This is a genomic window from Desulfocapsa sulfexigens DSM 10523 (assembly GCF_000341395.1).
Taxonomy (GTDB): Bacteria; Desulfobacterota; Desulfobulbia; order Desulfobulbales; family Desulfocapsaceae; genus Desulfocapsa; species Desulfocapsa sulfexigens.
In genome coordinates, this window is record NC_020304.1 from 1,030,563 (window position 1) to 1,056,438 (window position 25,876).

The 25,876-nt window shown below is 47.5% G+C and carries 26 protein-coding genes; 22 read left to right on the top strand and 4 right to left on the bottom strand.

Annotated features, from left to right (window positions below):
• Positions 1-138: 138 nt before the first annotated feature.
• The 8 genes from UWK_RS04510 to UWK_RS18225 all read left to right on the top strand — a co-directional run bounded on the left by UWK_RS04510 (position 139) and on the right by UWK_RS18225 (position 10,578).
• Positions 139-1,797, top strand: coding sequence for a CTP synthase (locus tag UWK_RS04510; RefSeq protein WP_015403167.1), 1,659 nt, complete (start codon positions 139-141; stop codon positions 1,795-1,797).
• Positions 1,798-1,799: 2 nt separating this feature from the next.
• On the top strand, positions 1,800-2,639 hold the full coding sequence (gene kdsA / locus UWK_RS04515) for a 3-deoxy-8-phosphooctulonate synthase (RefSeq protein ID WP_015403168.1): 840 nt from the start codon (positions 1,800-1,802) through the stop codon (positions 2,637-2,639).
• 17 nt (positions 2,640-2,656) lie between these two features.
• Positions 2,657-3,307, top strand: a complete 651-nt coding sequence (locus UWK_RS04520; protein WP_015403169.1) for a KdsC family phosphatase — start codon at positions 2,657-2,659, stop codon at positions 3,305-3,307.
• Entirely contained in the window at positions 3,301-3,894 is a 594-nt protein-coding gene (gene lptC / locus UWK_RS04525; RefSeq protein ID WP_015403170.1) for an LPS export ABC transporter periplasmic protein LptC, read from the top strand. Before UWK_RS04520 ends, lptC begins: the two co-directional genes overlap by 7 nt.
• A gap of 103 nt (positions 3,895-3,997) precedes the next feature.
• Positions 3,998-4,777, top strand: coding sequence for a DUF4198 domain-containing protein (locus UWK_RS04530; RefSeq protein ID WP_015403171.1), 780 nt, complete (start codon positions 3,998-4,000; stop codon positions 4,775-4,777).
• Between the two features lie 243 nt (positions 4,778-5,020).
• Complete coding sequence (locus tag UWK_RS04535; protein WP_015403172.1) at positions 5,021-6,235, top strand: oxygen-binding di-iron domain-containing protein; 1,215 nt, start codon at positions 5,021-5,023, stop codon at positions 6,233-6,235.
• 353 nt (positions 6,236-6,588) lie between these two features.
• Positions 6,589-7,911 carry an ABC transporter substrate-binding protein gene (locus UWK_RS04540; protein WP_015403173.1) on the top strand — a complete coding sequence of 441 codons (1,323 nt, stop codon included), beginning with the start codon at positions 6,589-6,591 and terminating at the stop codon, positions 7,909-7,911.
• 15 nt (positions 7,912-7,926) lie between these two features.
• The gene (locus tag UWK_RS18225) at positions 7,927-10,578 is read left to right on the top strand and encodes a hybrid sensor histidine kinase/response regulator (protein ID WP_015403174.1); all 2,652 of its coding nucleotides are present in this window, start codon (positions 7,927-7,929) and stop codon (positions 10,576-10,578) included.
• 102 nt (positions 10,579-10,680) lie between these two features.
• Here the strand turns inward: UWK_RS18225 and UWK_RS18230 are convergent, their stop codons facing one another.
• Both UWK_RS18230 and tsaA read right to left on the bottom strand, forming a co-directional pair.
• A complete protein-coding gene (locus UWK_RS18230) occupies positions 10,681-12,906 on the bottom strand; it encodes a response regulator (RefSeq protein ID WP_015403175.1) in 2,226 nt (741 codons plus the stop codon).
• Between the two features lie 207 nt (positions 12,907-13,113).
• Entirely contained in the window at positions 13,114-13,815 is a 702-nt protein-coding gene (gene tsaA, locus UWK_RS04560) for a tRNA (N6-threonylcarbamoyladenosine(37)-N6)-methyltransferase TrmO (RefSeq protein WP_015403176.1), read from the bottom strand.
• Between the two features lie 176 nt (positions 13,816-13,991).
• On the opposite strand from tsaA, the gene UWK_RS04565 reads away from it, so the two are divergent.
• Positions 13,992-15,848, top strand: coding sequence for an acyltransferase family protein (locus UWK_RS04565; protein ID WP_015403177.1), 1,857 nt, complete (start codon positions 13,992-13,994; stop codon positions 15,846-15,848).
• Between the two features lie 56 nt (positions 15,849-15,904).
• Here the strand turns inward: UWK_RS04565 and UWK_RS04570 are convergent, their stop codons facing one another.
• On the bottom strand, positions 15,905-16,759 hold the full coding sequence (locus UWK_RS04570; RefSeq protein ID WP_015403178.1) for a PAS and helix-turn-helix domain-containing protein: 855 nt from the start codon (positions 16,757-16,759) through the stop codon (positions 15,905-15,907).
• A 150-nt stretch (positions 16,760-16,909) separates the two neighbouring features.
• Here UWK_RS04570 and UWK_RS04575 point away from each other — a divergent pair, with 150 nt between their 5' ends.
• From UWK_RS04575 to phrB, 13 genes are all read left to right on the top strand, one after another.
• A complete protein-coding gene (locus UWK_RS04575) occupies positions 16,910-17,092 on the top strand; it encodes a hypothetical protein (RefSeq protein ID WP_015403179.1) in 183 nt (60 codons plus the stop codon).
• A gap of 70 nt (positions 17,093-17,162) precedes the next feature.
• Positions 17,163-17,384 carry a hypothetical protein gene (locus tag UWK_RS04580; RefSeq protein ID WP_015403180.1) on the top strand — a complete coding sequence of 74 codons (222 nt, stop codon included), beginning with the start codon at positions 17,163-17,165 and terminating at the stop codon, positions 17,382-17,384.
• Between the two features lie 4 nt (positions 17,385-17,388).
• A complete protein-coding gene (locus tag UWK_RS04585) occupies positions 17,389-17,655 on the top strand; it encodes a hypothetical protein (RefSeq protein WP_015403181.1) in 267 nt (88 codons plus the stop codon).
• A 1-nt stretch (position 17,656) separates the two neighbouring features.
• Positions 17,657-18,052 carry a pyridoxamine 5'-phosphate oxidase family protein gene (locus UWK_RS04590; protein ID WP_015403182.1) on the top strand — a complete coding sequence of 132 codons (396 nt, stop codon included), beginning with the start codon at positions 17,657-17,659 and terminating at the stop codon, positions 18,050-18,052.
• Between the two features lie 15 nt (positions 18,053-18,067).
• Positions 18,068-18,880 (top strand): DODA-type extradiol aromatic ring-opening family dioxygenase, encoded by an 813-nt coding sequence (locus tag UWK_RS04595; protein ID WP_015403183.1) that lies wholly within the window; start codon positions 18,068-18,070, stop codon positions 18,878-18,880.
• Positions 18,881-18,934: 54 nt separating this feature from the next.
• Entirely contained in the window at positions 18,935-20,398 is a 1,464-nt protein-coding gene (locus tag UWK_RS04600) for a phytoene desaturase family protein (protein ID WP_015403184.1), read from the top strand.
• 137 nt (positions 20,399-20,535) lie between these two features.
• Complete coding sequence (locus tag UWK_RS04605) at positions 20,536-20,718, top strand: hypothetical protein (RefSeq protein WP_015403185.1); 183 nt, start codon at positions 20,536-20,538, stop codon at positions 20,716-20,718.
• Positions 20,719-20,876: 158 nt separating this feature from the next.
• Positions 20,877-21,308, top strand: coding sequence for a hypothetical protein (locus UWK_RS04610; RefSeq protein ID WP_015403186.1), 432 nt, complete (start codon positions 20,877-20,879; stop codon positions 21,306-21,308).
• A gap of 13 nt (positions 21,309-21,321) precedes the next feature.
• Positions 21,322-22,296 carry a YbgA family protein gene (locus UWK_RS04615; protein ID WP_015403187.1) on the top strand — a complete coding sequence of 325 codons (975 nt, stop codon included), beginning with the start codon at positions 21,322-21,324 and terminating at the stop codon, positions 22,294-22,296.
• The gene (locus tag UWK_RS04620) at positions 22,293-22,583 is read left to right on the top strand and encodes a glutaredoxin family protein (protein WP_015403188.1); all 291 of its coding nucleotides are present in this window, start codon (positions 22,293-22,295) and stop codon (positions 22,581-22,583) included. The genes UWK_RS04615 and UWK_RS04620 overlap by 4 nt, the downstream gene beginning before the upstream one ends.
• Positions 22,580-22,912: a ferredoxin-thioredoxin reductase catalytic domain-containing protein gene (locus UWK_RS04625; RefSeq protein ID WP_015403189.1), complete on the top strand. Its 333-nt coding sequence runs from the start codon at positions 22,580-22,582 to the stop codon at positions 22,910-22,912. The genes UWK_RS04620 and UWK_RS04625 overlap by 4 nt, the downstream gene beginning before the upstream one ends.
• A 29-nt stretch (positions 22,913-22,941) precedes the next feature.
• A complete protein-coding gene (locus UWK_RS04630; RefSeq protein ID WP_015403190.1) occupies positions 22,942-23,352 on the top strand; it encodes a thiol-disulfide oxidoreductase DCC family protein in 411 nt (136 codons plus the stop codon).
• Positions 23,353-23,397: 45 nt separating this feature from the next.
• On the top strand, positions 23,398-24,777 hold the full coding sequence (gene phrB, locus UWK_RS04635) for a deoxyribodipyrimidine photo-lyase (RefSeq protein WP_015403191.1): 1,380 nt from the start codon (positions 23,398-23,400) through the stop codon (positions 24,775-24,777).
• A 157-nt stretch (positions 24,778-24,934) separates the two neighbouring features.
• Here the strand turns inward: phrB and UWK_RS18235 are convergent, their stop codons facing one another.
• A complete protein-coding gene (locus tag UWK_RS18235) occupies positions 24,935-25,876 on the bottom strand; it encodes a hypothetical protein (RefSeq protein ID WP_015403192.1) in 942 nt (313 codons plus the stop codon).

Here is a 25,876-nt window from a genome sequence, read left to right on the forward strand (position 1 = left end):
TCAGCACCTCCATATTTTAAGAATCATTCCCACATGAAAATTAGTATGCATTGTTGACCATTGAGACAAGGAAAAAGACAAATTATCCTTTTCTTTTTTCTTGTTTCTAAATCGAATCTGACGAGCTATAGTGCCAGTATGAAAACTACAAATGCACCCAAACGGACCAAATTTATTTTCGTAACAGGCGGCGTACTTTCCTCTCTCGGAAAGGGGCTGGCTGCTGCTGCCATCGGCGCCCTCCTCGAAAGCAGAGGGCTCACCGTTACCTTCCAGAAACTCGACCCCTATATCAACGTCGATCCGGGTACCATGAACCCCTTCCAGCACGGAGAGGTATATGTAACCGATGACGGAGCGGAAACAGACCTGGACATGGGCCATTACGAGCGCTACACCAACGCCGTCATGGCTCAAAAAAACAACTACACCACCGGACGGATCTACTATTCAGTGATCACCAAGGAGCGGCGCGGTGAATACCTTGGCGGCACGGTACAGGTTATCCCGCACATCACCGATGAAATCAAAGCTGCGGTCCTCCAGCTTGACGGTACCGTGGATGTGGCACTCATAGAAATTGGCGGTACTGTTGGTGATATAGAAGGACTTCCCTTCATTGAAGCCATCCGCCAGCTGCGCCGAGATCTTGGAAGAGAGAATTCCCTCTACATCCACCTCACCCTTATCCCCTACATCAAGGCGGCAGGTGAGATTAAAACCAAACCCACCCAGCATTCAGTCCGGGAACTGCGGGCCGATGGTATCCAGCCTGACATTCTGGTCTGTCGTACGGAAGTTCCACTCGAGGATTCACTCAAGGCAAAAATTGGCCTCTTCTGTGATGTTTCACCGGATGCAGTTATCACTGCAATCGATGTGGATAACATCTATGAGGTACCACTTCGCCTCCATGAAGAGGGAATTGATGCAAAGATTCTTGAACTCCTGAACATATGGACGGGAAAACCAAACATTAAACCCTGGGAAGATCTGCTCCACAATATCAACAATCCCAAGGACACCATCACTATTGCTTTGACCGGAAAATATGTGGAGCTCAAAGAATCCTATAAAAGTCTTCATGAATCACTTATACACGGCGGCCTTGGCAACAAGGTCAAGGTGGAACTTCGGTATATCAGTGCTGAAGACCTTGAAGACAAAAGCAAGGATCCTGCCACTCTCCTTGAAGGCTGCCACGGAATCCTTGTTCCTGGTGGATTTGGACAACGGGGCGTTGAAGGAAAGATTGCCGCCATCACCTACGCCAGAGAGAACGACATCCCATTTTTTGGGATCTGCCTCGGTATGCAGCTTGCTGTTGTGGAGTATACCCGTAATGTTCTTGGTCTGAAAGACGCTCATTCCACGGAATTCAACGCAAAGACAAGCAACCCGGTAATCTATTTGATCAAAGAGTGGTTCGATTACCGCACTCAGGAGATGCAGGTTCGCGATGAGACATCCGATATGGGCGGGACTTTGCGCCTTGGTGCATACCCCTGTGTTCTAGCCGACGACAGCTTTGCAAGAACTGCATACGGTGAAAAGGAAATCTCCGAACGCCACCGTCATCGCTATGAGTTTAACAATGACTACCGGGCTCGACTGGAAGAAAAAGGGCTGCTGTTCTCAGGGACATCTCCCGATAACAACCTGGTTGAAATCGTTGAAATTGCGGAACATCCCTGGTTTCTCGGTTGTCAATTCCACCCGGAATTCAAATCCAAGCCCATGAAACCGCACCCTCTTTTCCGCGACTTTATCGCGGCAGCAATAAAACATAAGGGCTGATTATGTCTGTTTCTCCCGTAGCTGTCGAAACCCCTGGTGGTAACGATATCAACGTTGGTTCTGACCAGCCCCTCCTTCTTATTGCCGGGCCCTGTGCTCTGGAGTCCGAAGAGCTTGCCCGAAGGGTTGCTGGTGAGATGCAGGAGATCTGTGGCAGACTCGGCATATCCTACGTCTTCAAAGCATCTTTTGACAAAGCCAACAGGACCTCCCTTGATTCCTATCGCGGTCCGGGCCTTGACGAAGGTCTCAGTATCCTTTCCAGAATCAGAGAAGAGATGCAGGTTCCGGTCATATCCGACGTGCATGACGTCGGCCAGATAGCCCCCGCCGCTGAGGTCCTCGATATCCTTCAAATCCCTGCCTTTCTCTGCCGCCAAACTGACCTACTTGTTGCTGCAGCACAAACAGGTAAACCTGTGAACCTGAAGAAAGGACAGTTTGTCTCCCCTTGGGATATGGAAAACGGGGTAAATAAATTGAGGGGAGCAGGCGGCACCAAAATCATGCTGGTGGAGAGAGGTGCATGCTTTGGCTATAATAATCTGGTTGTGGATATGCGCTCCCTCCCTGTTATGCGTGGTTTCAACTGCCCTGTTATATTTGATGCCACTCATTCGGTACAACTTCCCGGAGGAGCAGGTGGCTCATCTGGAGGCATGCGGGAATTCATCACGCCACTTTCCCGCGCTGCGGTGGCGGCTGGTATTGATGGTCTCTTTATGGAAGTTCATCCCGACCCGGACAAAGCACTCTGCGACGGCCCCAACTCCATACGACTTGACGCCATCGAAGAGTTGCTGACTCAGCTGCTTCGCATTCACAAAGCTGTTACGACCTGATATTTAACAAACCTGCCATGGATCCTAATTCCTGTACACCTTCCGGACCCGGTGCCTATCCCTCCGACTGTGAAGTCCGTGAAGGGTACCGGAAAATCGCACGAGAAAAAGCTATGCACAATAATCGAAGTGAGAACTGGCAGGTGACACTTTCCAAAGCCAAAGATATCAAACTCCTTCTCCTCGACGTCGATGGTGTTCTCACCGATGGCAACCTCATCTATTCACACGAAGGAAAAGAATCCAAATCCTTTAATACCCAGGACGGTTTCGGCCTGCGCATGCTCCAGGATGCAGGTGTTGAAGTGGGCATTATCACTGCCAGAAGCTCCGAAGCACTGGAACGACGGGCCAGTGACCTTAAAATTTCCCATCTCTATCAGGGAGCCGCAAACAAACTTATTGCCTACCAGGAAATCGTCAAAAAAACAGGCCTCAAACCCTTTCAAATTGCCTACATGGGTGACGACTGGCTCGACATGGTACTTCTGAAACGTGTGGGCCTGTCTCTTGCTCCAGCAAATGGTGTGCTCGAAGTAAAGGAGATGGTTCATTATACGACGGAGCAGTCCGGCGGACATGGCGCAGTACGTGAGGCCTGCAATCTGATCCTTGAAGGCTTGGGCAAGTATAATGAGTTGCTACAGGGGTATCTTACCCGATGCTAACCCGCAGAAATCTCGTTTGGGTTATTCCCCTTGGATTTTTTCTCACATTTCCTTTATGGAGTATTCCTGTTGGTTCCTTTCTTACCCCGCGTGGCGGGTATGACCCATCCCTGAACGAACGAAAGCTGGACGCCCATAAATTTACCATGGAAAATGTTCATATTACCCAGAGTAAAAGTGGTAATACCAGTCTTGAAATTAGAGCAGAACGGGCCTATTCCGGTGACACGGAGAATGAATATAAAATGGAAGAAATTGATGCTGTTGTTACCGGCAACAACGGTGAACAGACATTTATTGCCGCCCGAAAAGGGGTACTGGACAAAGAGACCGCCATTCTCACCCTGATCGATGAAGTTGTGGTGATAAAACCCAAGGATAAATTTGAGTTATACACAGATCTACTTATCTATAATGATAAGACAAAGATAGCCAACTCACCTGGAAAAACCCAGGTTATTGGTGAAAAGATAGAGATTCGCGGCAACAATCTTATCTTTAATACCGAAACAGAATCATATGACCTTGGTGGTCGCGTCCACTGTAAACTCGAAAATTTCACCTCCCCGAACGACGCATCTCTCTGAAAAAAACACTCCCGTTCTGACATTGCTTGACAAGCGCAATCTCACCCTGTAAAATCACACGTAATTATTTTTCGTGTTAAAACCTCAGGCCACAGGAAACAATATGAAACCAGCCAAATTAACTCTTTTTATCGTACTTTTGCTGCTGTTCAGCAGTACCCAAAGCAATGCCCATTTCGGAATGATCATACCAAAGGAACCGCGGGTTGAGCCCCAGAACAGAACCATCCAGCTCTCCCTTTCTTTTTCTCACCCCTTCGAAGGAACGGGAATGGATCTGCTGAAACCGGCACAATTCTATGTAATCAAAGACGGTGAGAAATCAGACCTGCTTGGCGACCTCAAAGAAACGAAGATTATGGATCGTCTTGGCTGGGAAACGGATTATCAGGTAAAGCGACCAGGCGTCTACCATTTCGTCATGGAACCCATCCCCTACTGGGAACCCACCGAAGACCTTTCCATTATCCACTATACAAAAGTTATTATTCCAGCATTTGGTGCAGAGGATGGCTGGGATCAACCAGTGGGACTGGCTACAGAGATCGTCCCCCGCCTTCGTCCTTTTGGCAACTATGCCGGAAACAGCTTCACAGGACAGGTACTCCTGAACGGCAAACCGCTTCCCAACGCAGAAGTAGAAGTGGAATTATACAATCAGGAAGGGAAGTACCGCGCCCCCAGCGACCTCCATATCACCCAGCTTATAAAGGCGGATACTGCTGGAATTTTCACCTTCACCTGCCCCCTTCCGGGATGGTGGGGTTTTGCCGCACTGAGCAGTGCCGATTACACCCTCAAGAATCCACAGGGAGAAGACAAGGAAGTGGAACTTGGCGCAGTACTCTGGATCTATATGGATGCTTACGGGATCAACCAATAAATCGGGTAGTTCATCCAATTCTGTGACCAAAGAAGGAATTACCACTTTGTCACATATGAACCTGGAAACAATCAGAAAGAACTAACCGACACATACATCCAGACAGCCTAACCAGTCTGTATTACACACTTATTCTTCAGTAAAAATAAAGAAAAGGTGTTGACAACCGTAGCCAATAATTGTAATTCTCATTCCCATGAAAACGCCCCCTTCACACACACCCTAAAACTGGAACAACTCTTCATGACACAGCCTCAGCCTGACATTTCCGGCCCCGTAGAGATCGCACAAGACATTTACTGGGTTGGCAACAGAAACGATAAAGGATTTGAAAGCAATGCTTACCTGAGAGTTTTCAGGGGAAATGGAAAACAATTTAATCTTCTGATAGATCCGGGACCAAGCCCTGATTTTCATGCCATAGCCAGTAAGATTGAGCATGTTCTCGGGAAGGATTACAGTCTCGATCTGGTTTATCTCAATCATCAGGATCCTGATGTCTGTATCAATACGGTCCACTTTCAACGTCACTTTCCAAAGCTCCAGATTGTTACCTCAGAAGACACCTGGCGCCTGGTCCGTTTTTACGGCCTTAAAGAAAAACAATTTATCGCCACTGAGAATTTTAAAACCGGAAAAATCAGGGTGAAAACCGGGCACCAATTACGCCTTATACCTACTCCATATGCCCATTTTCGTGGGGCGTGTGCTCTATACGATGAAGAACAAAAAGTCCTCTTCAGCGGAGATCTTTTCGGCGGATTAACCACCTCGACCAATCTCTACGCTACAAAAGAATATTGGGATGGAATGAAAACATTCCATGAAATCTACATGCCCACAAACCTCGCACTAAAAAAGGCAGTTCATGATTTCAGACAACAGACCGATGATCTGGAAATAATAGCGTCCCAGCATGGTCAGATTATCCGCAGGGATCTCATTAATTTTTTTATGGCCAAGCTGGAAACATTAGCAGTTGGCCTGGATCTCAGGGATGATTCTCGGCTGGTCATAGAGAATTATATAAATGCCTTCAATGATATTCTCGATAAGGTTCGTACCAATATCGATGAGACCATTGTCAGCAATCTGCTGAATACTTTCAAGTCAGACGGTACTTTTCCCAACCGTCTGATTGTAAAAAATGACAAAATCTACAGCCTGAAGGTAACTGTAGAAGAGGCATTCAGATTATTTGCCACTGAACTCTGCCACAGCCTGAGTATTGACCAAAAACCCATTGCTAAGGCAATTGTGATCGATACCATTGCCGATTGGCACATTACAACTGAAACACCATGTCCTGGTGACAATCCTGACGAACACCAGAATAACATGCAGGAAGATATGCTTGAGGAGGGAGAAAGCAGCAAAGATACTGCCATTGATAATCCTCTTGATTTCGAACAAGAGGAACTGGACAACCTGCTGGATGATTTAATGGGCAATAACTAATTTCACTCTTTTCCATCCCCTTTGGTTCGCCGTTCGCAGATCCTACCCTAAGAATTCAATAACAGTGTAAGCGGCGTAGGGTTTGATATCAATAACCGGTACCACTTTTTACCATACCGGACTGTCTCGAAATACCTAAACTCCCAGTGCTGATTTCCACTTATTTGTGATTACTAATGCAAGTAGCTGGAAGCGATTTTTCCCCTTGGCTCTTTACAAACGAACTCATATCATTCATTCTTTAGAAAACACTCTCACTCTTTCCCGGTTGTTTGCTAGAATAAGGTGGGACGATAATCACAGCGTTCTGTAAAGTATATAGACTAATTTCCGTACATGGGGGACAAAGGGAAATGGGAAAAAAAATCATACTAGCCGCCGGATGCCTGTTGGTACTCGGTGCGTTCCTCCTACTGCAGAACGGTAAGCAGCCCTCTCTGCCCTCCGCTGTGCAGCCTGTTTCCATGCCCATAACCTTGTATCATTATTTTTCCGGAGCATTGAGTGGCGGGCTTACAGAGATGCTCGAAACCGTGAACAGCCGTGAGCCTGGTAACCAGGTCATTGCCAATGGCCTTGATCATGAGGCTTTCAAAAGTATGATCCTGTCCACCCTGGAAAAAGGGAATCCACCTGAACTCTTTACCTACTGGGCAGGCTCCAGGACCGCCGAACTGGTCCGTCAAGAGAAGCTCCAGCCCATTGATGACATGTGGGAGGCATTCAAACTGAGTAACCGTTTTCCTGCTCCGATCATCGAGGCGGCAGTCACCTATGAGGGAAAAAAATACCTGCTTCCCATCACCCAGCATCTTGTGGTCTTTTTTTATAATAAAACGGTTTTTGAAAGGGAAAATCTGTCTGTCCCAACAACCTGGGAAGAGTTCCATACCCTCTGTCTGCATCTTAAGGAGAAGGATGTTGTTCCCGTTGCCCTGGGAGCAAGAGAACGCTGGCCGGCACAGTTCTGGTTTGACTATCTGCTGCTGAGAACAGCTGGAACGGCGTACAGGACCAGGCTGATGCGCGGAGAAGCATCCTATACTGATCCGCTGGTGGAACGGGCCTATACGCTCTGGGGCGAGTTGATTGCTGACGGATTTATGAACAGCGATGCCAATAGTGCTGACTGGAACGATGCTGTACAGATGGTCTGCAATGAACAGGCAGCCATGACGCTCATGGGCACCTGGGCCATCCAGTTATTTACAGAAGGAGACTGTGGGCTTGAGGCCGGCAAGGATTTTGACTTTTTTGCCTTTCCCACGGTTGATCCCGCAGTGGAAAAAGCTGCAGTTGGTCCCATCGACGGAATTGTCCTCACTCGCCATTCGGTCAATCATGAGTTTGCCAAAAGTGTTCTGGCCTATTTCGCCGAAACCGATTCCCAGGAAAAGATGAGCAAAGGCTCCGGGGCCCTTGCCCCAAACATTGAGGTACCCAGAGGTTTTTATTCACCATTTAAACAGCGTCTTCTCGATGAGATTGCCTCTACCCGCTTCTGGGCCTTTAACTATGATCTGGCAACTCCACCGTCTGTGGCGGAAAGAGGAATGGACAGCTTCAACGAACTTATTGAGTTCCCAGGTCAGGTGCGGCCAATTCTCAAGAACCTGCAAAGTGATGTCGCGCCACTGTTCCTTAATCAAGAAAAACAGTCAACTATTTCCAGATAGGTTCCCATTCCCATCATGTCCTTTCGCCTAAAACTCGGTATTGGTTTTTCTTCTGTCCTGTTGCTTATGGTCCTCGCCGGTCTCATCAGCTGGTGGGGGATGGACAGTGCCCTGAGTCGGCAAACCATGCTCTATCAGTTGAACAGTACCCTGGAAGATCGGTTCAATAAGTTGGTGCGGGAAGAACAGGCCTTTGCCAACACTGAAGACCTGCTTCATTCCCGCGCTGTCTTTCAGATCCTGGCCAGGATTCGAAAACCGATTCACGATGTCCTGACCCAGCCCCTGGAGGCGGTACAGCAGGAGACGGTTAAAAATCTCCTTGAAGCCCTCAAGGACTATGAAGAGAGTTTTTCCGCATTTATTACCCATGATGTGGACATGCGGACCATGAAAAGCAGGATGCTCCAGGAATCAAAACGGTTGATCAGCAACGGCAGTGAACTCAGCCGGGCCGAAGCAGATATGGCTGTCCTTCAGCATCTGATGGGAGAGATCCTGATCGCAGAAAAGAATTATCTTCTGTCCGGCAGCAGTGAGGCTGCAACAGAGGTTGTGGAAACAGTGAGAAAGCTTCGAGAAAAAGCAGAAGTTGCTCGAGAAAACTTCAGTGATAACGAGTTGAAGCTCAGGGCCTTTCGCATTGCCACAGTGGCTGACGTCTATCAGGAAATATTCAGCAATTTTATCAAGGAAAAAGAGGAACTGCAGCAGGCTGCTTTGCGCATGGAGCAGGCCCTTAGCCGTTTTACTGAAAAATTGGCTCAGTATATAGCCCGTGAAACGGCCATTGCAGGAAAACAGGTTGCTATCCTGCGTTTGGTGTCCCTGTGCATTTCTCTTCTGGCCGTAGGGCTGGGCATTTTTGCCACGATTTTTCTCTCAGGCCGTATTACTAGACCTATCGAAAAACTGAAACACTCCGCCGCGCAGATTGTTTCCGGCAATCTGGACACCTCGGTGGTCATCAGCAGCCGTGATGAAATCGGTGAATTAGGTCATATCTTTAACCAGATGGCCGGGCGTCTGAAAGAGAGTTTTACTGATATTGAGCAGTATCGTGACCACCTTGAAGAGTTGGTTAGAGAGAGAACCCTGGCCCTGGAAAAGGAGAATTTTGGGCGACGTGAGGTAGAAGCAGCACTGAGAGCAAGTGAAGAGAACTTGTCGCTGATCATTGAGGAATCTCCAATGGGCATCATTCTCTGGGGGATGGATTTTCAGGTGACCAGATGGAACCAGGCTGCAGAACGGATATTTGGCTATCCTGCAGCCGAGGCCATGGGCAGGCAGGTGGCTTTTATTGTTCCTCCACAAGCCCAGGCGCATGTGGAGACCGTCTGGCAGCAGCTGATAACCCAAAAAGAAGATGGAAGCAGAAGCCGGAACGAAAACATCACCAGCAAAGGAGATACTATTCTCTGTGACTGGTACAATACCCCTTTGGTTGATGCTTCAGGAGAGAATATCGGTGTCCTTTCTCTGGTTGAAGATGTCACCACCCTGGTTCGCACGGAACAGGAGCTCCTCAAGGTAAAGAAGATCGAATCCACCGGGGTCCTCGCCGGAGGGATTGCCCATGATTTCAATAACATTCTTACGGCAATCCTGGGAAACATTAACCTGTCACTTATGGACCAGGAACTTACTCCCCGTACCAGAGCGCTGCTCAAGGCCGCGGAAAAGGCCTCTGTCCGTGCCCAGACACTCACCCAGCAACTGCTCACCTTTGCTAAAGGTGGAGATCCGGTCAAGGAAGCCACAGATCTTGGACAGGTTATCATGGATTCAGCCAATTTTATCCTCCACGGAAGCTCCATTGCCTGCTCCTATGCAATCCCTGATGACCTTTGGTATGTTACTGCTGATAAGGGACAGATCAGCCAGGTTATTCAGAACATCGTACTCAACGCTGTGCAGGCAATGCCTGGTGGAGGCCAGCTGAGCATCAGCTGTACGAACATTGAGCCCGGGACAGATGAATTTGTGGAGGATTCAGCAGATCAACGTTTTGTCAGAATAGATATCGCTGATAGTGGAGGAGGGATTCCGGTAGAACTGATGGAAAAAATATTTGATCCCTATTTTTCCAATAAACCACAAGGCAGTGGACTTGGTCTGGCCATCACCCTTTCCATTATCAACAAGCATCACGGCAGGATTGGGGTACATTCTGCGCCCGGTGGTGGAGCCGTATTCTCTGTCTACCTCCCGGCTTCCGAAGTTACGGAAGCAACCCCTGTGACTGCAGGAACCGATTCACAGGTTCCTGGGAAAAAGGCACGTATCCTGATCATGGATGATGAACAGATGGTTCTGGATGTCCTTGCCACCATGCTTCAGGCTGTGGGGCATGAGGTACTTATCAGCCGGGATGGAGACACCTGCATCCATCTCTACGAAGAAAACCTGCAGAGCGCCACCCCTATTGATCTGATTATCATGGACCTGACCATCCCTGGTGGGAAAGGTGGCAAGGAAACTGTTCAGGAAATTCTGCAGCGTGATCGCCAGGCCAGGGTGATTGTTTCCAGCGGATATTCCAACGATCCAGTAATGGCCCATTATGCTGAGTACGGATTCTGCGGCGCTGTGTCCAAACCTTTTTGCCTTGACGAACTCTCCAGTGTGATCAATACAGTTCTTGCCCGCCAGGAATCGGTGTAGCTTTCTTTAGCTACTCCTTAACCTGCGGACCTTAGAAGCATGTCGCCTTCCATATCAATCATTGTCAGCTTGCTGTTCGGTATCTCCCGATCTTTGATTCTTTCAGGAAAGAAGGCTACGGAGGGTGTGGGAGAGGTGGATCTTGTTCAGCGGCTTTTTGATAAAAGACTCGATGCCGTACGCTGCAACCTTTTTCTGCAGTTCGGAATTACTGAAACCGCTACAGAGCGCAATGGGCATAGAAGGGGCAATTTCTTTAATTTTCTTACTCAATTCCAGTCCGGTCATCTTTGGCATGGACATATCAGTGATGACCGCATCAATATCGGTTACATGTTCAGTCAGCCACTGGTAGGCAGCGGTACTGTCCTCCATGATCGTGACCTGATAGCCCATTTCTTCCAGGAGAATCTCCCAGTAGAGCATGACCTCTTTTTCATCTTCTACGACTAGGAGATGTTCACCTTTACCCATGGCTACCCTGTCGTTTGTTACCTGTTCTTTATCAATATCGTCCTCAAGGTAACAGGGAAAGAGTAGGGTAAAAGTGGTTCCTTGACCAAATGTGCTCTGGGCCATAATATGACCATTTGCATTGGTGACGATGCCATGAACTACTGCCAGGCCAAGCCCTGTACCGTTTCCTGTATCTTTGGTGGTGAAGTAGGGTTCAAAAATTCTCTCCAAGATCTTATTCTCCATACCGCATCCCGTGTCACTCACTTCGAGTTTGAGATAGGAACCAGGGACAGCGTTAAGCAAACAGTTTTCTTCAGTCATCTCAGTCTGGCTGAGGCTTACTATGAGCTGACCACCATCGTCCAGCATGGCATGATAGGCATTGATACAGAGATTCATCATTACTTGATGGATCTGTGAGGGGTCGGCCAGGGTTGGACAACACTCTGTGTCAATATTTTGGACTATATTGATGTTTGCGGGAATGGTAGCCCGCAGTAATTTGAGGGCCTCAAGGATAACAGGATGGAGCCTGATAACCTTACTCTTGTGCTCAACCTGACGACTGAAGGCGAGGATCTGGGCTACCAGGTCTTTGGCCCGCATCCCTGCTTTTTCCACCTTTCCCAGGTGGAGACTAAGGTCATCTCGGTCAGGCGGCAATTTCTGCATTGTCAGCTGAGTGTAACCCAGGATGGCGGTGAGAATATTGTTGAAATCATGGGCAATCCCGCTGGCCAGAGTACCGATTGCCTGCATCTTCTCCATCTGCCGTAAATCACTCTCAATACGTTGTCGTTCCTCCATCTCTTTTTTCAGAGCCAAATTGCTTTCGGCAAGTTCTGCGGTACGTTCAAGCACCCGTTCTTCCAGTTCTTCGTTGGCTTGAGCAAGGGAGCTGTTCAGGTTGATAATGGTGTTTAGAAGTTTATCAAAGCTAAAATGAAGAATAAGGGCGGTGAGGGTAAGCAGGCTCAAGGTGAGGAGTACGATTTGGGTAATGAAACGGTTGAGACTTTTTAAATCATCAGTGATATCAAGGGCCACAAAAATCTTAGCCAAGGGCTCAGTTTTGTAGGTATTGAGCGTAATATTAGAAAAGACGAGGAAATCTCTTTCGTTGAAGCGGATTCTTTCATCCTCTGTACCTGTATTGGAGAGGGGGGGGAGAGCGGAAAAAAGTTCACCGTTGTGGGATATGATAACATTTGGGCCATGTTGAATGACCGGAGAGTCAAAGTGGGTCACCTTTTGCCAGTTACTGGTGCTGGTAACGAGGGCAAGATGGGGGCTGATTTGTTTTTGCAGGAGTTCAAGGAGTTGCTCAAACTTAATACCAAAACCTATGCTGCCAATGTATTTCCCTTGGTAAAACATGGGATGCACAACTCGGTAAAAGAGGCCTGAACGACCAATTTCATAACCACTCGTTTGTTCTTGGACCCTATGAACATGGTTGAGGATAGGGCGGACGTTGCTTAAATCATCTCCGTGGAATTCAGAAAAGTGCATCCGTAAAAAGGCCGTGCCATCCGGCAGGTTGAATTGCATGTTGCGGAAATGTGGGTTTTCTTTTTTGAGAACATTGTAAAAACCGGCTACAGACTGTTGCAGGGATACTCTGTCCCGTTTGGCAAAGGCCTCAATAACTCTCTGTTTGGTCGTGGCCAGACTGACAATGCGAGTCCGGTAGTTGGAAAATGCCTGTTCCTGAAGCATTTCAGCAAGAAACAAGGCGCTTTTTTTCTTGGTCAGAATCTTGTTTTCTAAATCCTGATGCTGGTGCTTGATACTGATACTCAGATAGGCCCCTGTCATACAGGTAATGAGGAAAAGAACTAAGATGATAGCCTTGGTGCGGATATTCATAAAATCCAGATTGAGGATTGAGGATTGAGGATCCCATTGGAAACCCTTACGTTGTGATATCTGTTTTCAGTGTAGCAAAAAGGATTTCGCTTGCCAATATAATCTCTGTAATATTGCAAGATTGCACAAAAGAAAGAGAAAGCAACAAAGATGCCCCTGAAGACATCCTCTCGATTATAACCAAAGTGAACTGGACAGCCTGCTGGATTACTCAATAGGAATCACTAAAAACACAGTAAATCCTTTTTCCTCCGCCATCCAGCGCACGTTAACATCCCAGAGAAGCATTCCATATTCCCTCTGGAGCCCCCGTTGGCTCGCCGGTCGTGGATCCTGTTCCAGAACCTCAGTGATCAAGCTTTTCAAATTCCTGTTTTTCTCCTGCTGATAGCGCTTACAACTGGCTTCCGCTTCAGAGCTGAACTGCACAGCCATCTTTTGTTTCGCAAACTGAACAAAACCACTGGTTGCGTCTTCAAGCGCATCACTGTAGGGAACATAGGGTTTGATATCAACAATCGGTGTCCCGTGCAACAGGTCCAGTTCACTGATATCGAGAAAGAGCCCGCCTTTCTCTTTGCGCAGTCCATGATAACGAACAACAGAAAGCCCCAGGAAATTAGGCCGGTGCGGAGTCCTGCTTGCAAAAAGACCCACTCGTTTCTGTCCTCCAAGCCACGGAGGCCGCACCGTGGGACGCCAGCCATCAGCGATGGCTTCATGAAACATAAACTGCAGCCAGATATGGGAAAATGTATCGAGTTCGGTAAACATTTCCTCACGATCGCAGGGGGCTAACAGTTCGATAGCACCCGTACCACTTTTCACCAGGCCGGGCTGTCTCGGGATACCAAATTTCTCCCTGTAGCAGGAGTGGACCAGCCCAATTGCTTTAATTGTATACTCCACTTTATTTCTCCCAAAAAATGAACTTCCCCCGGAACTGCAGAGAAATATTGATAAGTCACCCGTATCCGTGTAAATAGCAGGCAGTTGAAATCAGAACAAGCGAATTCATTCCCCTGCTTCTGTTTTCAAGACCGCTACTTCATGACAACCCTACTCACACTGTACATCGTTGCAAGATGAAATATAGAGCCGACATAGACGGCCTTCGTGCCCTTGCCATCATTCCTGTTGTCCTCTATCACGCAAAGGTGGGACCATTTAGCGGTGGATTTGTCGGTGTTGATATTTTCTTTGTTATTTCCGGCTATCTGATCACTCTGCTTATCAATGAAGAGATCCGTCAGGGACGATTTACCATACTTGACTTTTATGAGCGACGGGTCAGGCGTATCTTTCCGGCACTCTTTTTCGTTATTTGCATCTGTTCCCTTATTTCGTCAATCATCCTCTTCCCCATGGCTTTTCGGGATTATGGACAAAGTGTTGTTGCTGCAACGCTCTTTGTGGCGAATATTCTTTTCGCCAAGGAAGCAGGTTATTTTGGGGCAGCCTCCGAGACAAAACCACTTCTTCACACCTGGTCTCTCTCCGTCGAAGAACAGTTTTATGTCATCTTTCCTGTCGTCCTGCTGGTGGCTCATAAATATTTCCAGGGTCGCTGGAAAATTTTTCTTTTACCTGCCGCTCTTCTCTCTCTTATCCTGAATATCTGGGCAGTTGGCCCATATCCCACGGCAACATTTTATCTTTTCCCAACACGAGCCTGGGAATTACTCCTCGGCTCATTGCTTGCTCTTGGCTTCTTCCCTGTACTTCGCAGCCAGTGGCAACGTGATATCACCTCGATTGTTGGCCTGCTGTGTATCCTGTGGTCCGTCTTTCAATTCACCAACAACACTCCTTTTCCTGGAATCAACGCCCTCATTCCCTGTCTTGGAGCGACATTACTTATCTACTCCGGTAAGGACGGGACATCTCTTGTTGGTCGCTTCCTCGGACTTCGGCCCATTGTCTTTATCGGACTCATTTCCTACTCACTCTATCTCTGGCACTGGCCCATAATTGTCTTTGCCAAGCATGTGTTTTTTGAAGGTTTTACCATTTACCATACACTGGCTATCCTGGCCCTGTCATTTCTAATGGCCATCTTTTCATGGCATTTTGTTGAACGTCCATTTCGTAAAAGAACCGCACTACCACATCGCAGGAATCTCTTTGCTGCAGCAACACTGATTATGGCAGTAAGTGTAATCACCGGATACATTATCCACAAAAATGATGGCTTTCCCGGAAGATTCGACAACCGCCTCGTTTCATTTACTTACAATCTCCGTCAATACAAAATTGGAACCTGTTTTCTCGGGGAAAAGCAGCGCCACTCTGCATGGAAGGGAGAATCGTGCTTTTTACAGACGGATAAGCAGTCCAACACCCTCTTATGGGGTGATTCTTTTGCTGCCCATTATGTACCAGGCATATTGAAAAACACAGATAGCATTGACTCAAACGTGCTGCTGTACAGCCTCTCCGGCTGTGCTCCAGTATTTTCCTACGACCCACCCTTTCGAAAACAGTGCAAACAATTCTCTGCACAGATTGATCAGATTCTTACAGAGTATGATATTTCCACAGTTGTTCTGGCAGCAGGATGGGATCTTGCACTCAAAAGCGGACTCCGCTATGAAGAGCTTGATAGCACAATCCAGTACCTTCAAAAAAAAGGGCTCAAGGTTCTTCTCATAGGTCAGAGTCCGCGCTTTGACAGAAGTGTTCAGGATATTAACAATAACTCCATAGTTGTCAGAATGCCTGCTTCCAAGAGCCTGCTCTCCATAGACATCAATGCCATTAACTCTCAATTACAGAAAATTGCGGGGCCAGGCAGTTTTGCTGATCCAAGCCAAGCCTTTTGTGAAGGACTGGTCTGTCGGTTTAAAGACGAAGACACCTTCTTTTTCTGGGATGACGGTCACATGACAACTGCCGGGAGCGACAGGGCAATCCAGTCTATCCTCTCTCAAGTGCATTTTTAAACAGCACTCCCATTTATTGGGATAAAAAAAATCGCACCTTCCTGCCTGCAACCAAGTTATTGCAAAGAAAGCAGATAGGTTCGCAGATTCATTGTCCGATCCTGTAATCCCAGCTTGCGACGCAGATTTTTTCGATGAAAACTGATGGTACTCACTGATACCCCTAATACATCTCCAATTTCCTGACTGCTTTTTCCAGTCCGAATCAGTGCAGCCACCTCGACCTCCTGAGGTGTCAGAAGAAGGTTGAGTGAGGAAAGCCGATTGAGAAAAGGGGAAATAATGTCATTGAGATTATTCTCCACAATATCGATCAGGGTTCGTTCCCTCGGGTTTTTGAGGGAGTTCTTCAGTTTTTCTGCGTAAGGAAGTACCAGCTCATGGATGTTGGCAGTCATTCGCTGCTCCAGATCTGCCAGTCCTCGCTCCCGGTGCTCAAGCAGTACCTTGAGGGCCACATTCACCTCCTCCAGCTTTTCACTCTTCAGTCGCAGCTCCTCCTCCTTCTGCTGCAGCTCTTCCTGGGCAAGAAAAAGAGGAGTGACATCTTCATGTACCAGCATAACCCAATGCTCTGCCTCTGAAAGATAGGGGAGTACCCGAAGGTTGAACCAGCGACGCCGGCTTGGTGAATGACAGGGATATTGAATCACAAACTCCAGGAGCTCACCAGCCAGCACCTTCTGAATGCCCACAACGACCAATTCCCCTTCCGGGTCTCCACAGGCAGTTGCAGCTTCACAGATATTCAGGTAGTTGACTCCAAGGGAATCTGTTTTCCCCTCCAGTCCATTTTCTTCTCCATACTCCTGCCATGCCCGGTTGGTCTTGACTATAACCCCTTTATCATCAAGCACCGCTACATGTGCTGACAGCGAATCAACAATGATCTCATACATGTGATCGTTCATTGGCTCCTCATATTGATAGCTTTACCTATTATTTTTCTATCCTTTAACCCGTATTGCCATCCAAAGTATCACAGCTTACAGTAAAGACAAGGTTAAATACACCTTATGGAACAAGCAACAATACAAACAATAAATAAAATGGAGACTGTTATGAATAATAATACACAGAGTGGATTTGGAAATATGGTTTGGGTACGAGATAAGGACGGCAGGGAATATGCCTGTGCCGCGGATGCTCTCAAGGGAAACATCAAACACAAAGAAGAACTTTCGCCAGAAGAAAGAGCCGGCTGTATGGATGTCAGTACATTTGTAGGCACTGAACGCTGGTAAAGAAGACTATCAGGATGAAACTCTTTTCAGATATGGAAAGAGTTTCATCTCAACCATAATGGAGAAGATCATGAATGAATGCAGCCTGAATCACTTCACAGAAAGTCTCGAACCCTGGTTGAATGCAAACTACATCCGCTCCATTGCGCTTGATAACAGTGGCAGGATTGTTTTTTCCTTCATTGACGGCGTAAGCGATGTATACCGGATAACAGATTGCAACCGATCACAGATTGAAGCAGTCTGCAGGGATCTTCAGGAAAAAGGCATAGTGGTAAAAGGTCTGGAGTAAGCACATGTCTTTAATTGATAAAAAATACGATGAGACCTTTTCCAGCATTCTTCGCTACTACGAAGAGAGGATAGATGCTGATCCCAAAGGTACACTGGTATTAGTCAATCAGGAACTGGAAAGTCAGAATATTCGCTTTGGCAATAACTGGACAGGAAGAGGGGTGGTCATGGATGCTGTGATAGCAGCCACCATCTCAGCCTTGGAAATTGTTCGTTCTGCCTGTGAGTACTCTATTGAAAATAACATTACAGAGAAGGAAAACGTATAAAATGAATTTAGAAACCTATTTTTCAGAAATAAAGGGAATCGGAGTTATGGCCACCAGTGATAAAAACGGAGTGGTAGATACAGCAATCTACTCAAGGCCACATGTTCAGGGCAAAGATGAACTCGCATTTATTATGCGGGATCGACTTACCCACAAAAATCTTCAGGAAAACAATCATGCCAGTTATCTCTTTCTTGAAGATGGACAGGGATACAGTGGTGTACGTCTCTTTCTCAGCAAAATTGATGAAAGCAGCGATCAGGAACTGATAAGCTCACTCAGCAGACGGCACTCCAGCCCAGAAAATGACAAACAGCAGGGAGAGAAGTTTCTCGTTCGATTCAGGGTGGAGAGGGTTCTTACTCTTGTTGGCGGAAACGATGTGATTATTGAATGAAACAGGGAGCAGAGCATGAACAGTAATTCTCAAACATCTCTACCCTCTGCTCTTTACATCTCCCATGGTGGCGGCCCTCTTCCTCTGCTGGGAGACGTCTCCCACCGGGAGATGGTTGATGGCCTTAAGACTGTAGCGACCATTCTCCAAAGACCGGCGGCAATCATTGTGGTCAGTGCTCATTGGGAAGCTGACAAAGTAACAATTCTTGGTGGTGCAAATCCTCCCCTTCTCTTCGACTATGGTGGCTTTCCGCCAGAGGCGTATACCATTGAATATCCTGCTCCTGGTGATTCAGTGCTGGCAGGTAAAATAGTTGAACTTCTGCAAAAGGATGGCATTGAGGCAGATCTGACGGAAAACCGAGGTTTTGACCATGGTCTCTTTGTTCCTCTGAAAATCATGTACCCTGAGGCAGATATCCCATGTGTTCAAGTTTCGCTCATAAAGGGTCTACAGCCTGCCGAACATATCGCCCTTGGCAGGAGCCTTGGTGGATTAAAGGATAAAAATATCCTTGTCCTTGGCTCCGGTTTTTCATTTCACAATATGAAGGCCTTCTTTACCCCGTCCACCTCGGCTATAGAGTCAATGAATGAATCCTTTGAACAATGGTTGATGGATACCTGCACAGACGCAAATTTTACTGAAGAGGAACGGGAGCAGAGGCTTCTGCACTGGGAGAAAGCTCCCGCTGCACGTTTCTGCCATCCAAGAGAGGAGCATCTTTTGCCCTTACATGTCTGTTACGGATTTGCCGGGAAAATTGCCAGACGGAGTTTTTCCTGGCAGGTGATGGGGAAAAAGGTCAGCGCTTACTTGTGGTGAGAAGCTTCCCTATAGTATCACATAAGAATCTCAATTCTTCACAAGCAGATTAGTATGCACTCCTACGATACCATTATCATCGGTGCCGGAATTGGCGGCCTTGTCTCGGCTGCTCTGCTGGCGGCTGAAGGTAAGCAAGTTCTTGTTTTGGAACAGCATACGAGTGTGGGGGGCTGTGCCGCAACATTCTCCCATCGTGGCTTTCGCTTCGATACTGGTGCAACCATAGGAAGTGGTTTTCAAGACAGCGGTCCCATGCAATGGCTTGCTGACAAGCTCAATCTTTGTTGGCCAACGCAGCGATTGAAGACTGCATGGGAGTATCGTGAAGGGAACACCACGCTTCTGCTTGATAAAAATCGTCACAACCTACTGCAAAATTTTCCTGCCTCCGAATCATTCTGGAGGGAACAGGCAGATATTGCGGATCGGCTCTGGGCGGTGTCAGAAAAACTTCTCTCCCTCTATCAGCAGAGCCGGTCACAGCAGATAGCTGCACTTCTCGGTGTGCTACCGACTAAAATGTGTAGCTCAAAAATCCTCCAACTGTGTACCATGTCAGCCAAAAGCTGGCTGGAGAAACACGACCTGCACAGAGATAAAGCCTTTTGCCGATTCATCAATGCCCAGTTGTTGATTTCCGCCCAAACCACCTCTTCTTCCACTAATGCACTCTATGCTGCCATGGCCCTTGACCTGCCACGAACGTCACCATGCTCCATTGCTGGTGGTATAGGAACTATTGCGGACATGCTCGCCACGAAAATCAGGAGCCTGGGTGGACAGATGCACTGCGGTGAAAAGGCACTTTCCTTTACAGTGGATAAAGACACGATAAGTGAGGTGGTCTCCAGTAAGGCACGCTATACAGCCAGAGAAATTGTGTTTAATGGTTCCAGTGCCGGATTGTCCACTCTGCTCGGCAAAAAAATCCCCTCGACCTGGCAAACAAAAAGCCGTGCCAGGTGGGGTGCATTCATCCTCCATATTGCTGCTGGTAAAAAGATCATGGAACAACTTACCTCCTCACACCTACAGCTTGTGGATGCAGCTGCCGGGAAACTGGCCGAGGGGGCATCACTTTTTTTATCCGCCTCCCTTCCCTATGACATGACACGAGCACCAGAAGGAAAAGTTGCTCTCAGCATCTCCACCCATACGGCCGTTCAACCCTGGTGGGACGCCTGGAACAAGGGAAAGGATAGCTATACAGCCATGAAACGGGGGTACACGGATGAAATTCTTGCCCTGTTGGAAAGCTATGTGCCCGGATTCAAGTCCAGTATAGATTTTTGCATGGCAGGAACCCCAATTACCTACAGTCGTTACACCGGACGTCATCTTGGCCTGGTTGGAGGATATAGCCAGAATAGCCTGATTCCGCCAAAACAGAATCACTTCGGGATAAAAAACTGCACACTGGTGGGTGATTTCACCTTTCCGGGGCAATCCATGGCTGCAGTAACGGTTGGAGCGACTTTGTCTGTGGATCGAATTTTCCGGCGACTTGAAGAGTGAAACCTGTTAACAATGACAGTATTCACTGTCATTAAACTCTCTTCTAACCCCCATTGATTATCTCTCGTATAGGGCTATTGTATAAAGCATGAGCAGCAAACGCAGTACAACCATTAAAACTATCTAAGGAGAACATCATGGCTGATAAATCAAAAAGTGGATTTGGAAATCTTGTATGGGTAAGTGACAAAGACGGTAAACAATACGCCTGTAACGTTGAGGCCCTGAAAGGGAATATCAGGACAAAAGAAGAGTTGAGCGAAGAGGAAAAAGCCAGCTGTACTGATGTTAGCACCATCGTTGGCACCGAACGCTGGTAAGGTCGCAGGCATACTTTTCTTTGATTTGCAGGAACAAAGCCTGAAAAACAGAAGCAAAGAGTAAGAAAATCTTTGTTTTAAAGGTGTTGCCTTTCAGGCAGCACCTTTTTTTTATTAGCAGTACCATGGGTAATAGACACTCTGCAAGAGGATGAAAAATGGAATATAATGTAAGTTCACTGACAGCATTGCAGCTTATTGTGGATAGTGGACTGCTTATCCTGATCTGGCTTGTCCAGTTAATTATCTACCCCTCATTTCGCTATACCGAGAACAATCAATTTGTCGCCTGGCATGGCAGATACACAGCTCTGATTGGCTTGATTGTTGCTCCCCTTATGTTTAGCCAGGTAGGAGTAGAAGTTGCCTTTTTTCTGGGGCAAGATCCGAGATGGAACCGCATTCTGATCATTTTAGCAATCTGGACAGCCACCTTCGGCCTTTCTGTTCCCTGCCACAATCGCCTGCATAGGCAAGGAAAGGAGCTGATCACCCTTAAGCGACTGGTCACAACTAACTGGATTCGAACCCTGTGTTGGAGTCTGTTATTTTTAGAAACCGTTTTAATCTCAGACGGAAACTTTTTTTAATGGAGTATTCGTGATGAACTCTTCCTTTCCACGCCCAAGAGTCCTTGTCAGTCGCTGTCTTGGTTTTGCACCCTGCCGTTATGACGGAGCACAGCTTTCTTCAATGGTTGTGAAACTACTGCAGAACCACGTTGATTTTATTGATGTCTGCCCGGAAATGGAAGCGGGTCTAGGTGTACCCCGTCCCCCGATCCGTCTCTGTCTGGAAGGTAACAAAGTCGAGGTATGGCAGCCGGCAGAGTCACGCACAGTCACCACCGCCCTGCATGAAGCCGCAATTCGTCAGGCCGGGCAGCTTCCTGAGTGCGATGGTGCTATCCTGAAATCAAGATCTCCCTCCTGCGGTCTCTATGATGCCAAGGTATACAGGGGAATCGAAAAACCGCAGTTTCTGCGCTGGGAGAGCGGTGTCTTTGGGACACTGGTATTGGAAAGGCTAGGACAGAAAGCGGTGGATGATGAACAGCGTTTGACGAACATCGTTCTTCGGGAACACTTTCTCATCAAACTCTATGTCTGGACTCGTTTTCGTAACATTGCAGCTCACCCCAAAATGGGTGAGCTGGTGAATTTTCATGCCAGTCACAAGCTGCTCTTTCTCGCCTACAACCAGAGCCGTTTTCGTCGCTGTGGTAAAATAACGGCAAACCATGAACATTTACCTGCTGCTGAGGTTTTTCAACTCTATGCGGAAGAAATGGCCCAGATTCTGGCCAGGCCCTTTCGCCGGCAGGCCATGGTCAATACGCTTTATCATGCTTATGGCTGGATTGCAAAAAAGATGTCCAACGAGGAAAAACAATATATTATCAACACTTTTGAAGAGTACCGCGACGAAAGAATTCCCCTGCAGGCGGCCACCCGGCTTCTGGAAGCCCAGGCAATCCGTTTTAAACAAAAATATCTGCTCAGTCAGATTCTGCTCCAGCCCTTTCCGCCGAAACTCTCAGACCTGTCAGACAGCGGTAGCGGGAGGGAGGTACAATGAGTCAGGTAGAAAAAGATATAAGCCAACAACGACAACAGCCTGAGATTCACCTGCTCACCCTGAGCACCTGTTTTTTCTGCAGCACCCTGAAGAGGCAGCTGAAAGAAGCCGGTTTCCAGTATAGCTATACCGATCTTGATCTCCTCCCGGAAAGTGAAAGGGATAAGCAGATCGAGGAACTGAGAGAATTCAACCCTGAAGAGAGTTTTCCCGTTATCATTATCGATAATGTTGCCATTGTCGGGTATCAGGAAGAACGGATTAAAAAGGAGCTAGGCCTCTCATGACAGATACAGCGAATCTCTATAAAACCCTGCAGAACATTCAGGAAGCCCTCGGTTATTTTTTTAACAAAAACAAAGAACAGGTAGAATCATTGCTTCAGGGACTGATGACCAACAAGGAACGTTACGGTTACATGTCCTGCCCCTGCCGTCTTGCCTCAGGAGAGAAGGAAAAGGACAGGGATATCATCTGCCCATGTGTTTACCGTGAGCCCGATGTGAGGGAATATGGAAGCTGTTACTGCGGTCTCTATGTCGACAGCGACTGGAACGAAGAAAAAAGAGCTCGTGTCCATGTGCCGGAACGACGCCCGCCATTTATCAAACGATAGAACAGGAAGTTTTTTTTGAGAGCATTTCTATGAAAAAAGTAACCCCACCAATACGTATTTTTTTTGACGGTTCTTGCAGCGTCTGTGCCAGCGAAATACGACACTATAAGAGTAGGGACATTCACGGAAACCTTTTGCTCGTGGATATCAGTAAAGAGGATTTTCAACCGGAAAAATATGGGAAAACCATGGAGGATTTCATGACCCAGATGCATGTACTCGATCAGCAGGGCCAATTTTTTCTCGGTGTAAATGCCTTTCCAGCTATATGGCAGGCATTGCCAGGAAGGTTGTTTGCCTTTTTGGCAATGTTCATGATGCTTCCCGGTATTCACTCAGTTGCTCGACTGGCGTATATTCTCTTTGCAAAATACCGGAGAAACCTCTTCCCGAAAAAGAACAAATGCGAGACTGGTACTTGCGATATTAAGCCTTTATAACGACTAGTTGTATAGAATAATTCTAGCATAAATGAGTAACAGGGAATGAACTGGAAACGCACCGTTGATCAGGAACGCAGTCGCCTGCTGCAGAGAGGACACTTAGGGGATGGGCCGGTAATCTACTGGATGAGCAGGGACCAACGAGTGCATGATAACTGGGCCCTTCTTTACGCCCAGGAGAGGGCGCTTGCCCTGCACAGGGGTTTGATTGTTGTCTTCTGCATCGACCTGGACTACCCGGCGGCCAATCTTCGCCACGTTGCTTTTCTCCTGCACGGCCTGGAAGAATTGCAACACACTCTGCAAAAGGCGGCTATCGGCTTCTACCTTTTGCATGGAGCGCCTGATATTGCATTGCCTCCCTTTTTAAAAAAAATAAACCCTGCCCTCCTGATTACTGATTTTGACCCGCTACGTATCAAGAAACAGTGGAAAAAGGATACCCTTCAGTACTGCAGTATGCCTGTTTTTGAGGTGGACGCCCACAACATAGTTCCCTGCTGGCTGGCCTCTGATAAACGTGAATATGCAGCCTATACCATACGGAAAAAGATACAACGGCTACTGCCCAGGTTTCTTACGGACTTCCCGCCACTTGAAAAACATCCATATTCCTCAGCCACTCAGCCGTTTTCTGCCAGGACATACCTGAAACAGATCAAAGACAAATCAGTTGCTGAAGTTCACTGGATCCATCCCGGTGAAAGAGCAGGAAAAAATCTTCTGGCAGAATTCCTGGCCCATGGCCTCCATTCATATTCCACAGAGCGCAATAATCCGTGCCTAGACGGTCAGTCAAATCTCTCACCCTACTTCCATTTTGGCCAGCTTGCTCCCCAGCGTGTAGCCTGGGAGGTAGAAAAAAGTCCGGCAGACCTGGAAAACAAAGAGGCATATCTGGAAGAATTAATCATCCGCCGCGAACTTTCAGATAATTTCTGTTATTACAGTCACGATTATGACCGTTGTACTACCTTTCCGGATTGGGCAGGAAAATCCTTGGATATTCATCGAGGAGATGTCCGTTCGTATGTAGCGAATCTTCAAACCCTTGAGAGTGCAACTACGGAAGATGAACTCTGGAATGCTTGTCAGCAGGATTTAGCAGAGCAGGGGAAGCTTCACGGGTATCTGCGTATGTACTGGGCAAAAAAGATTCTTGAATGGTCAACATCCCCTGAAGAAGCCATGTACAACGCCATTTATCTCAACGACAAATATTCCCTCGATGGACGTGACCCTAATGGTTACGCTGGTGTTGCCTGGAGTATTGGCGGAGTGCATGACAGAGCATGGGCGGAACGGCCTGTGTTTGGCAAAATCCGATATATGAACAGCAATGGATGCAAACGAAAATTTGATATTGCCTGTTATTTGAAACGAGTAAAGAAACCTGATTACCATCGAAACTCAGCTTTGTAACCCGGAGTTGTTCCGTGTCGATTATATGGGACGCCATAACCCCTTCCCTGGGGGCTCTGCTGCGGCCGTCCAGCCCGCAGAGCCCATATAATCAACACAAAACAACTCTTCCTCAGGCGGGTAGGCTGAGGATTAGTGGTAATCAAGTAAAGAAAAGCTAAAATTTTCCCTTTAAAGTAACACCGACAAAAGGTGCAGCATCGAAATCTGTTTCACCCAGTTCGTGGCCATCTGCATCCTCTATGGTAATACTTCCGCCCATCAGCAGACCGGTGTTAACATCAAAGCGGTAATCTTCATCCAGCTTCCAGCCCACCCGTAAAAATGGGGCCCAGAAGGTCATATCAGCAATACCGTCTGCCACCATGCTGCTGTCGTCCAGACGAAACCGATAGGATCTGTAAGCACCGCCGATTCCCACTTCCAGACTGCTTACAGGGGCGTATACCAGCTCCACCCCTGCCGGGCCAACCGGTCCTGCCGGAAAGGGATTCGTCAGCCGGAACTGCTCGTTAATCTGCCAGTTAATGACCACATAGGGAAACATCTCAAACTGATCAAGACGTTCGAACATTCCTGCACCGATTCCCAGCATTAAGTGTCGACTAAAGACATAGGCACCTGACAGCACGCCCCCATAGGACAGAGACTCACTGATTTCAGCACCAGAAGCACTGGCAAAGCCAATAGATGGGATCAGTCCAAAATGCCAGTTTTGTGATGGTGCATAAAAAACAGGAATGGATATCCCCGGTCTGATAATTTCTTCCCACAGGTCAACGGAATGCAGTCTCGCAATGTTGGAGAAATCCCAGATCTCATAATCAAAACTCAACCCCAGACCTACTGTCCAGTTGCTGTCAATGGAGCGGGATGCGTTAAATCGTAAAAAATGACGCTGCACATCGAACTGTCCACTGCTATCCAGATCCGTTTCGAACTGATAGATCGGGGTGTAGGAGAGTCGGTAATTGTTTTTCGATTCCACATTCCCTTCCCGGGATCCCTCTGGCGGAGGCGATCCGGCAAAGCTGGAAATCTGTGTTGTAAAGAAAATTGAGAACAGGATGCTGGCTTTGACAAGATGTTTTTGGAACAT

What these genes read in the sequence shown, in the direction of transcription:
- UWK_RS04520 (WP_015403169.1), top strand. Translation starts at nt 2,657, where the DNA reads ATGGATCCTAATTCCTGTACACCTTCCGGACCCGGTGCCTATCCCTCC.
- UWK_RS04585 (WP_015403181.1), top strand. Translation starts at nt 17,389, where the DNA reads ATGTCTTTAATTGATAAAAAATACGATGAGACCTTTTCCAGCATTCTT.
- UWK_RS04600 (WP_015403184.1), top strand. Translation starts at nt 18,935, where the DNA reads ATGCACTCCTACGATACCATTATCATCGGTGCCGGAATTGGCGGCCTT.
- UWK_RS04570 (WP_015403178.1), bottom strand. Translation starts at nt 16,759, where the DNA reads ATGAACGATCACATGTATGAGATCATTGTTGATTCGCTGTCAGCACAT.
- lptC (WP_015403170.1), top strand. Translation starts at nt 3,301, where the DNA reads ATGCTAACCCGCAGAAATCTCGTTTGGGTTATTCCCCTTGGATTTTTT.
- UWK_RS04565 (WP_015403177.1), top strand. Translation starts at nt 13,992, where the DNA reads ATGAAATATAGAGCCGACATAGACGGCCTTCGTGCCCTTGCCATCATT.
- UWK_RS04510 (WP_015403167.1), top strand. Translation starts at nt 139, where the DNA reads ATGAAAACTACAAATGCACCCAAACGGACCAAATTTATTTTCGTAACA.
- UWK_RS04595 (WP_015403183.1), top strand. Translation starts at nt 18,068, where the DNA reads ATGAACAGTAATTCTCAAACATCTCTACCCTCTGCTCTTTACATCTCC.
- UWK_RS04530 (WP_015403171.1), top strand. Translation starts at nt 3,998, where the DNA reads ATGAAACCAGCCAAATTAACTCTTTTTATCGTACTTTTGCTGCTGTTC.
- UWK_RS04630 (WP_015403190.1), top strand. Translation starts at nt 22,942, where the DNA reads ATGAAAAAAGTAACCCCACCAATACGTATTTTTTTTGACGGTTCTTGC.
- UWK_RS04610 (WP_015403186.1), top strand. Translation starts at nt 20,877, where the DNA reads ATGGAATATAATGTAAGTTCACTGACAGCATTGCAGCTTATTGTGGAT.
- UWK_RS04590 (WP_015403182.1), top strand. Translation starts at nt 17,657, where the DNA reads ATGAATTTAGAAACCTATTTTTCAGAAATAAAGGGAATCGGAGTTATG.
- UWK_RS18230 (WP_015403175.1), bottom strand. Translation starts at nt 12,906, where the DNA reads ATGAATATCCGCACCAAGGCTATCATCTTAGTTCTTTTCCTCATTACC.
- kdsA (WP_015403168.1), top strand. Translation starts at nt 1,800, where the DNA reads ATGTCTGTTTCTCCCGTAGCTGTCGAAACCCCTGGTGGTAACGATATC.
- UWK_RS04580 (WP_015403180.1), top strand. Translation starts at nt 17,163, where the DNA reads ATGAATGAATGCAGCCTGAATCACTTCACAGAAAGTCTCGAACCCTGG.
- UWK_RS04575 (WP_015403179.1), top strand. Translation starts at nt 16,910, where the DNA reads ATGAATAATAATACACAGAGTGGATTTGGAAATATGGTTTGGGTACGA.
- UWK_RS18235 (WP_015403192.1), bottom strand. Translation starts at nt 25,876, where the DNA reads ATGTTCCAAAAACATCTTGTCAAAGCCAGCATCCTGTTCTCAATTTTC.
- phrB (WP_015403191.1), top strand. Translation starts at nt 23,398, where the DNA reads ATGAACTGGAAACGCACCGTTGATCAGGAACGCAGTCGCCTGCTGCAG.
- UWK_RS04625 (WP_015403189.1), top strand. Translation starts at nt 22,580, where the DNA reads ATGACAGATACAGCGAATCTCTATAAAACCCTGCAGAACATTCAGGAA.
- UWK_RS04615 (WP_015403187.1), top strand. Translation starts at nt 21,322, where the DNA reads ATGAACTCTTCCTTTCCACGCCCAAGAGTCCTTGTCAGTCGCTGTCTT.
- UWK_RS04540 (WP_015403173.1), top strand. Translation starts at nt 6,589, where the DNA reads ATGGGAAAAAAAATCATACTAGCCGCCGGATGCCTGTTGGTACTCGGT.
- UWK_RS04535 (WP_015403172.1), top strand. Translation starts at nt 5,021, where the DNA reads ATGACACAGCCTCAGCCTGACATTTCCGGCCCCGTAGAGATCGCACAA.
- UWK_RS18225 (WP_015403174.1), top strand. Translation starts at nt 7,927, where the DNA reads ATGTCCTTTCGCCTAAAACTCGGTATTGGTTTTTCTTCTGTCCTGTTG.
- UWK_RS04620 (WP_015403188.1), top strand. Translation starts at nt 22,293, where the DNA reads ATGAGTCAGGTAGAAAAAGATATAAGCCAACAACGACAACAGCCTGAG.
- UWK_RS04605 (WP_015403185.1), top strand. Translation starts at nt 20,536, where the DNA reads ATGGCTGATAAATCAAAAAGTGGATTTGGAAATCTTGTATGGGTAAGT.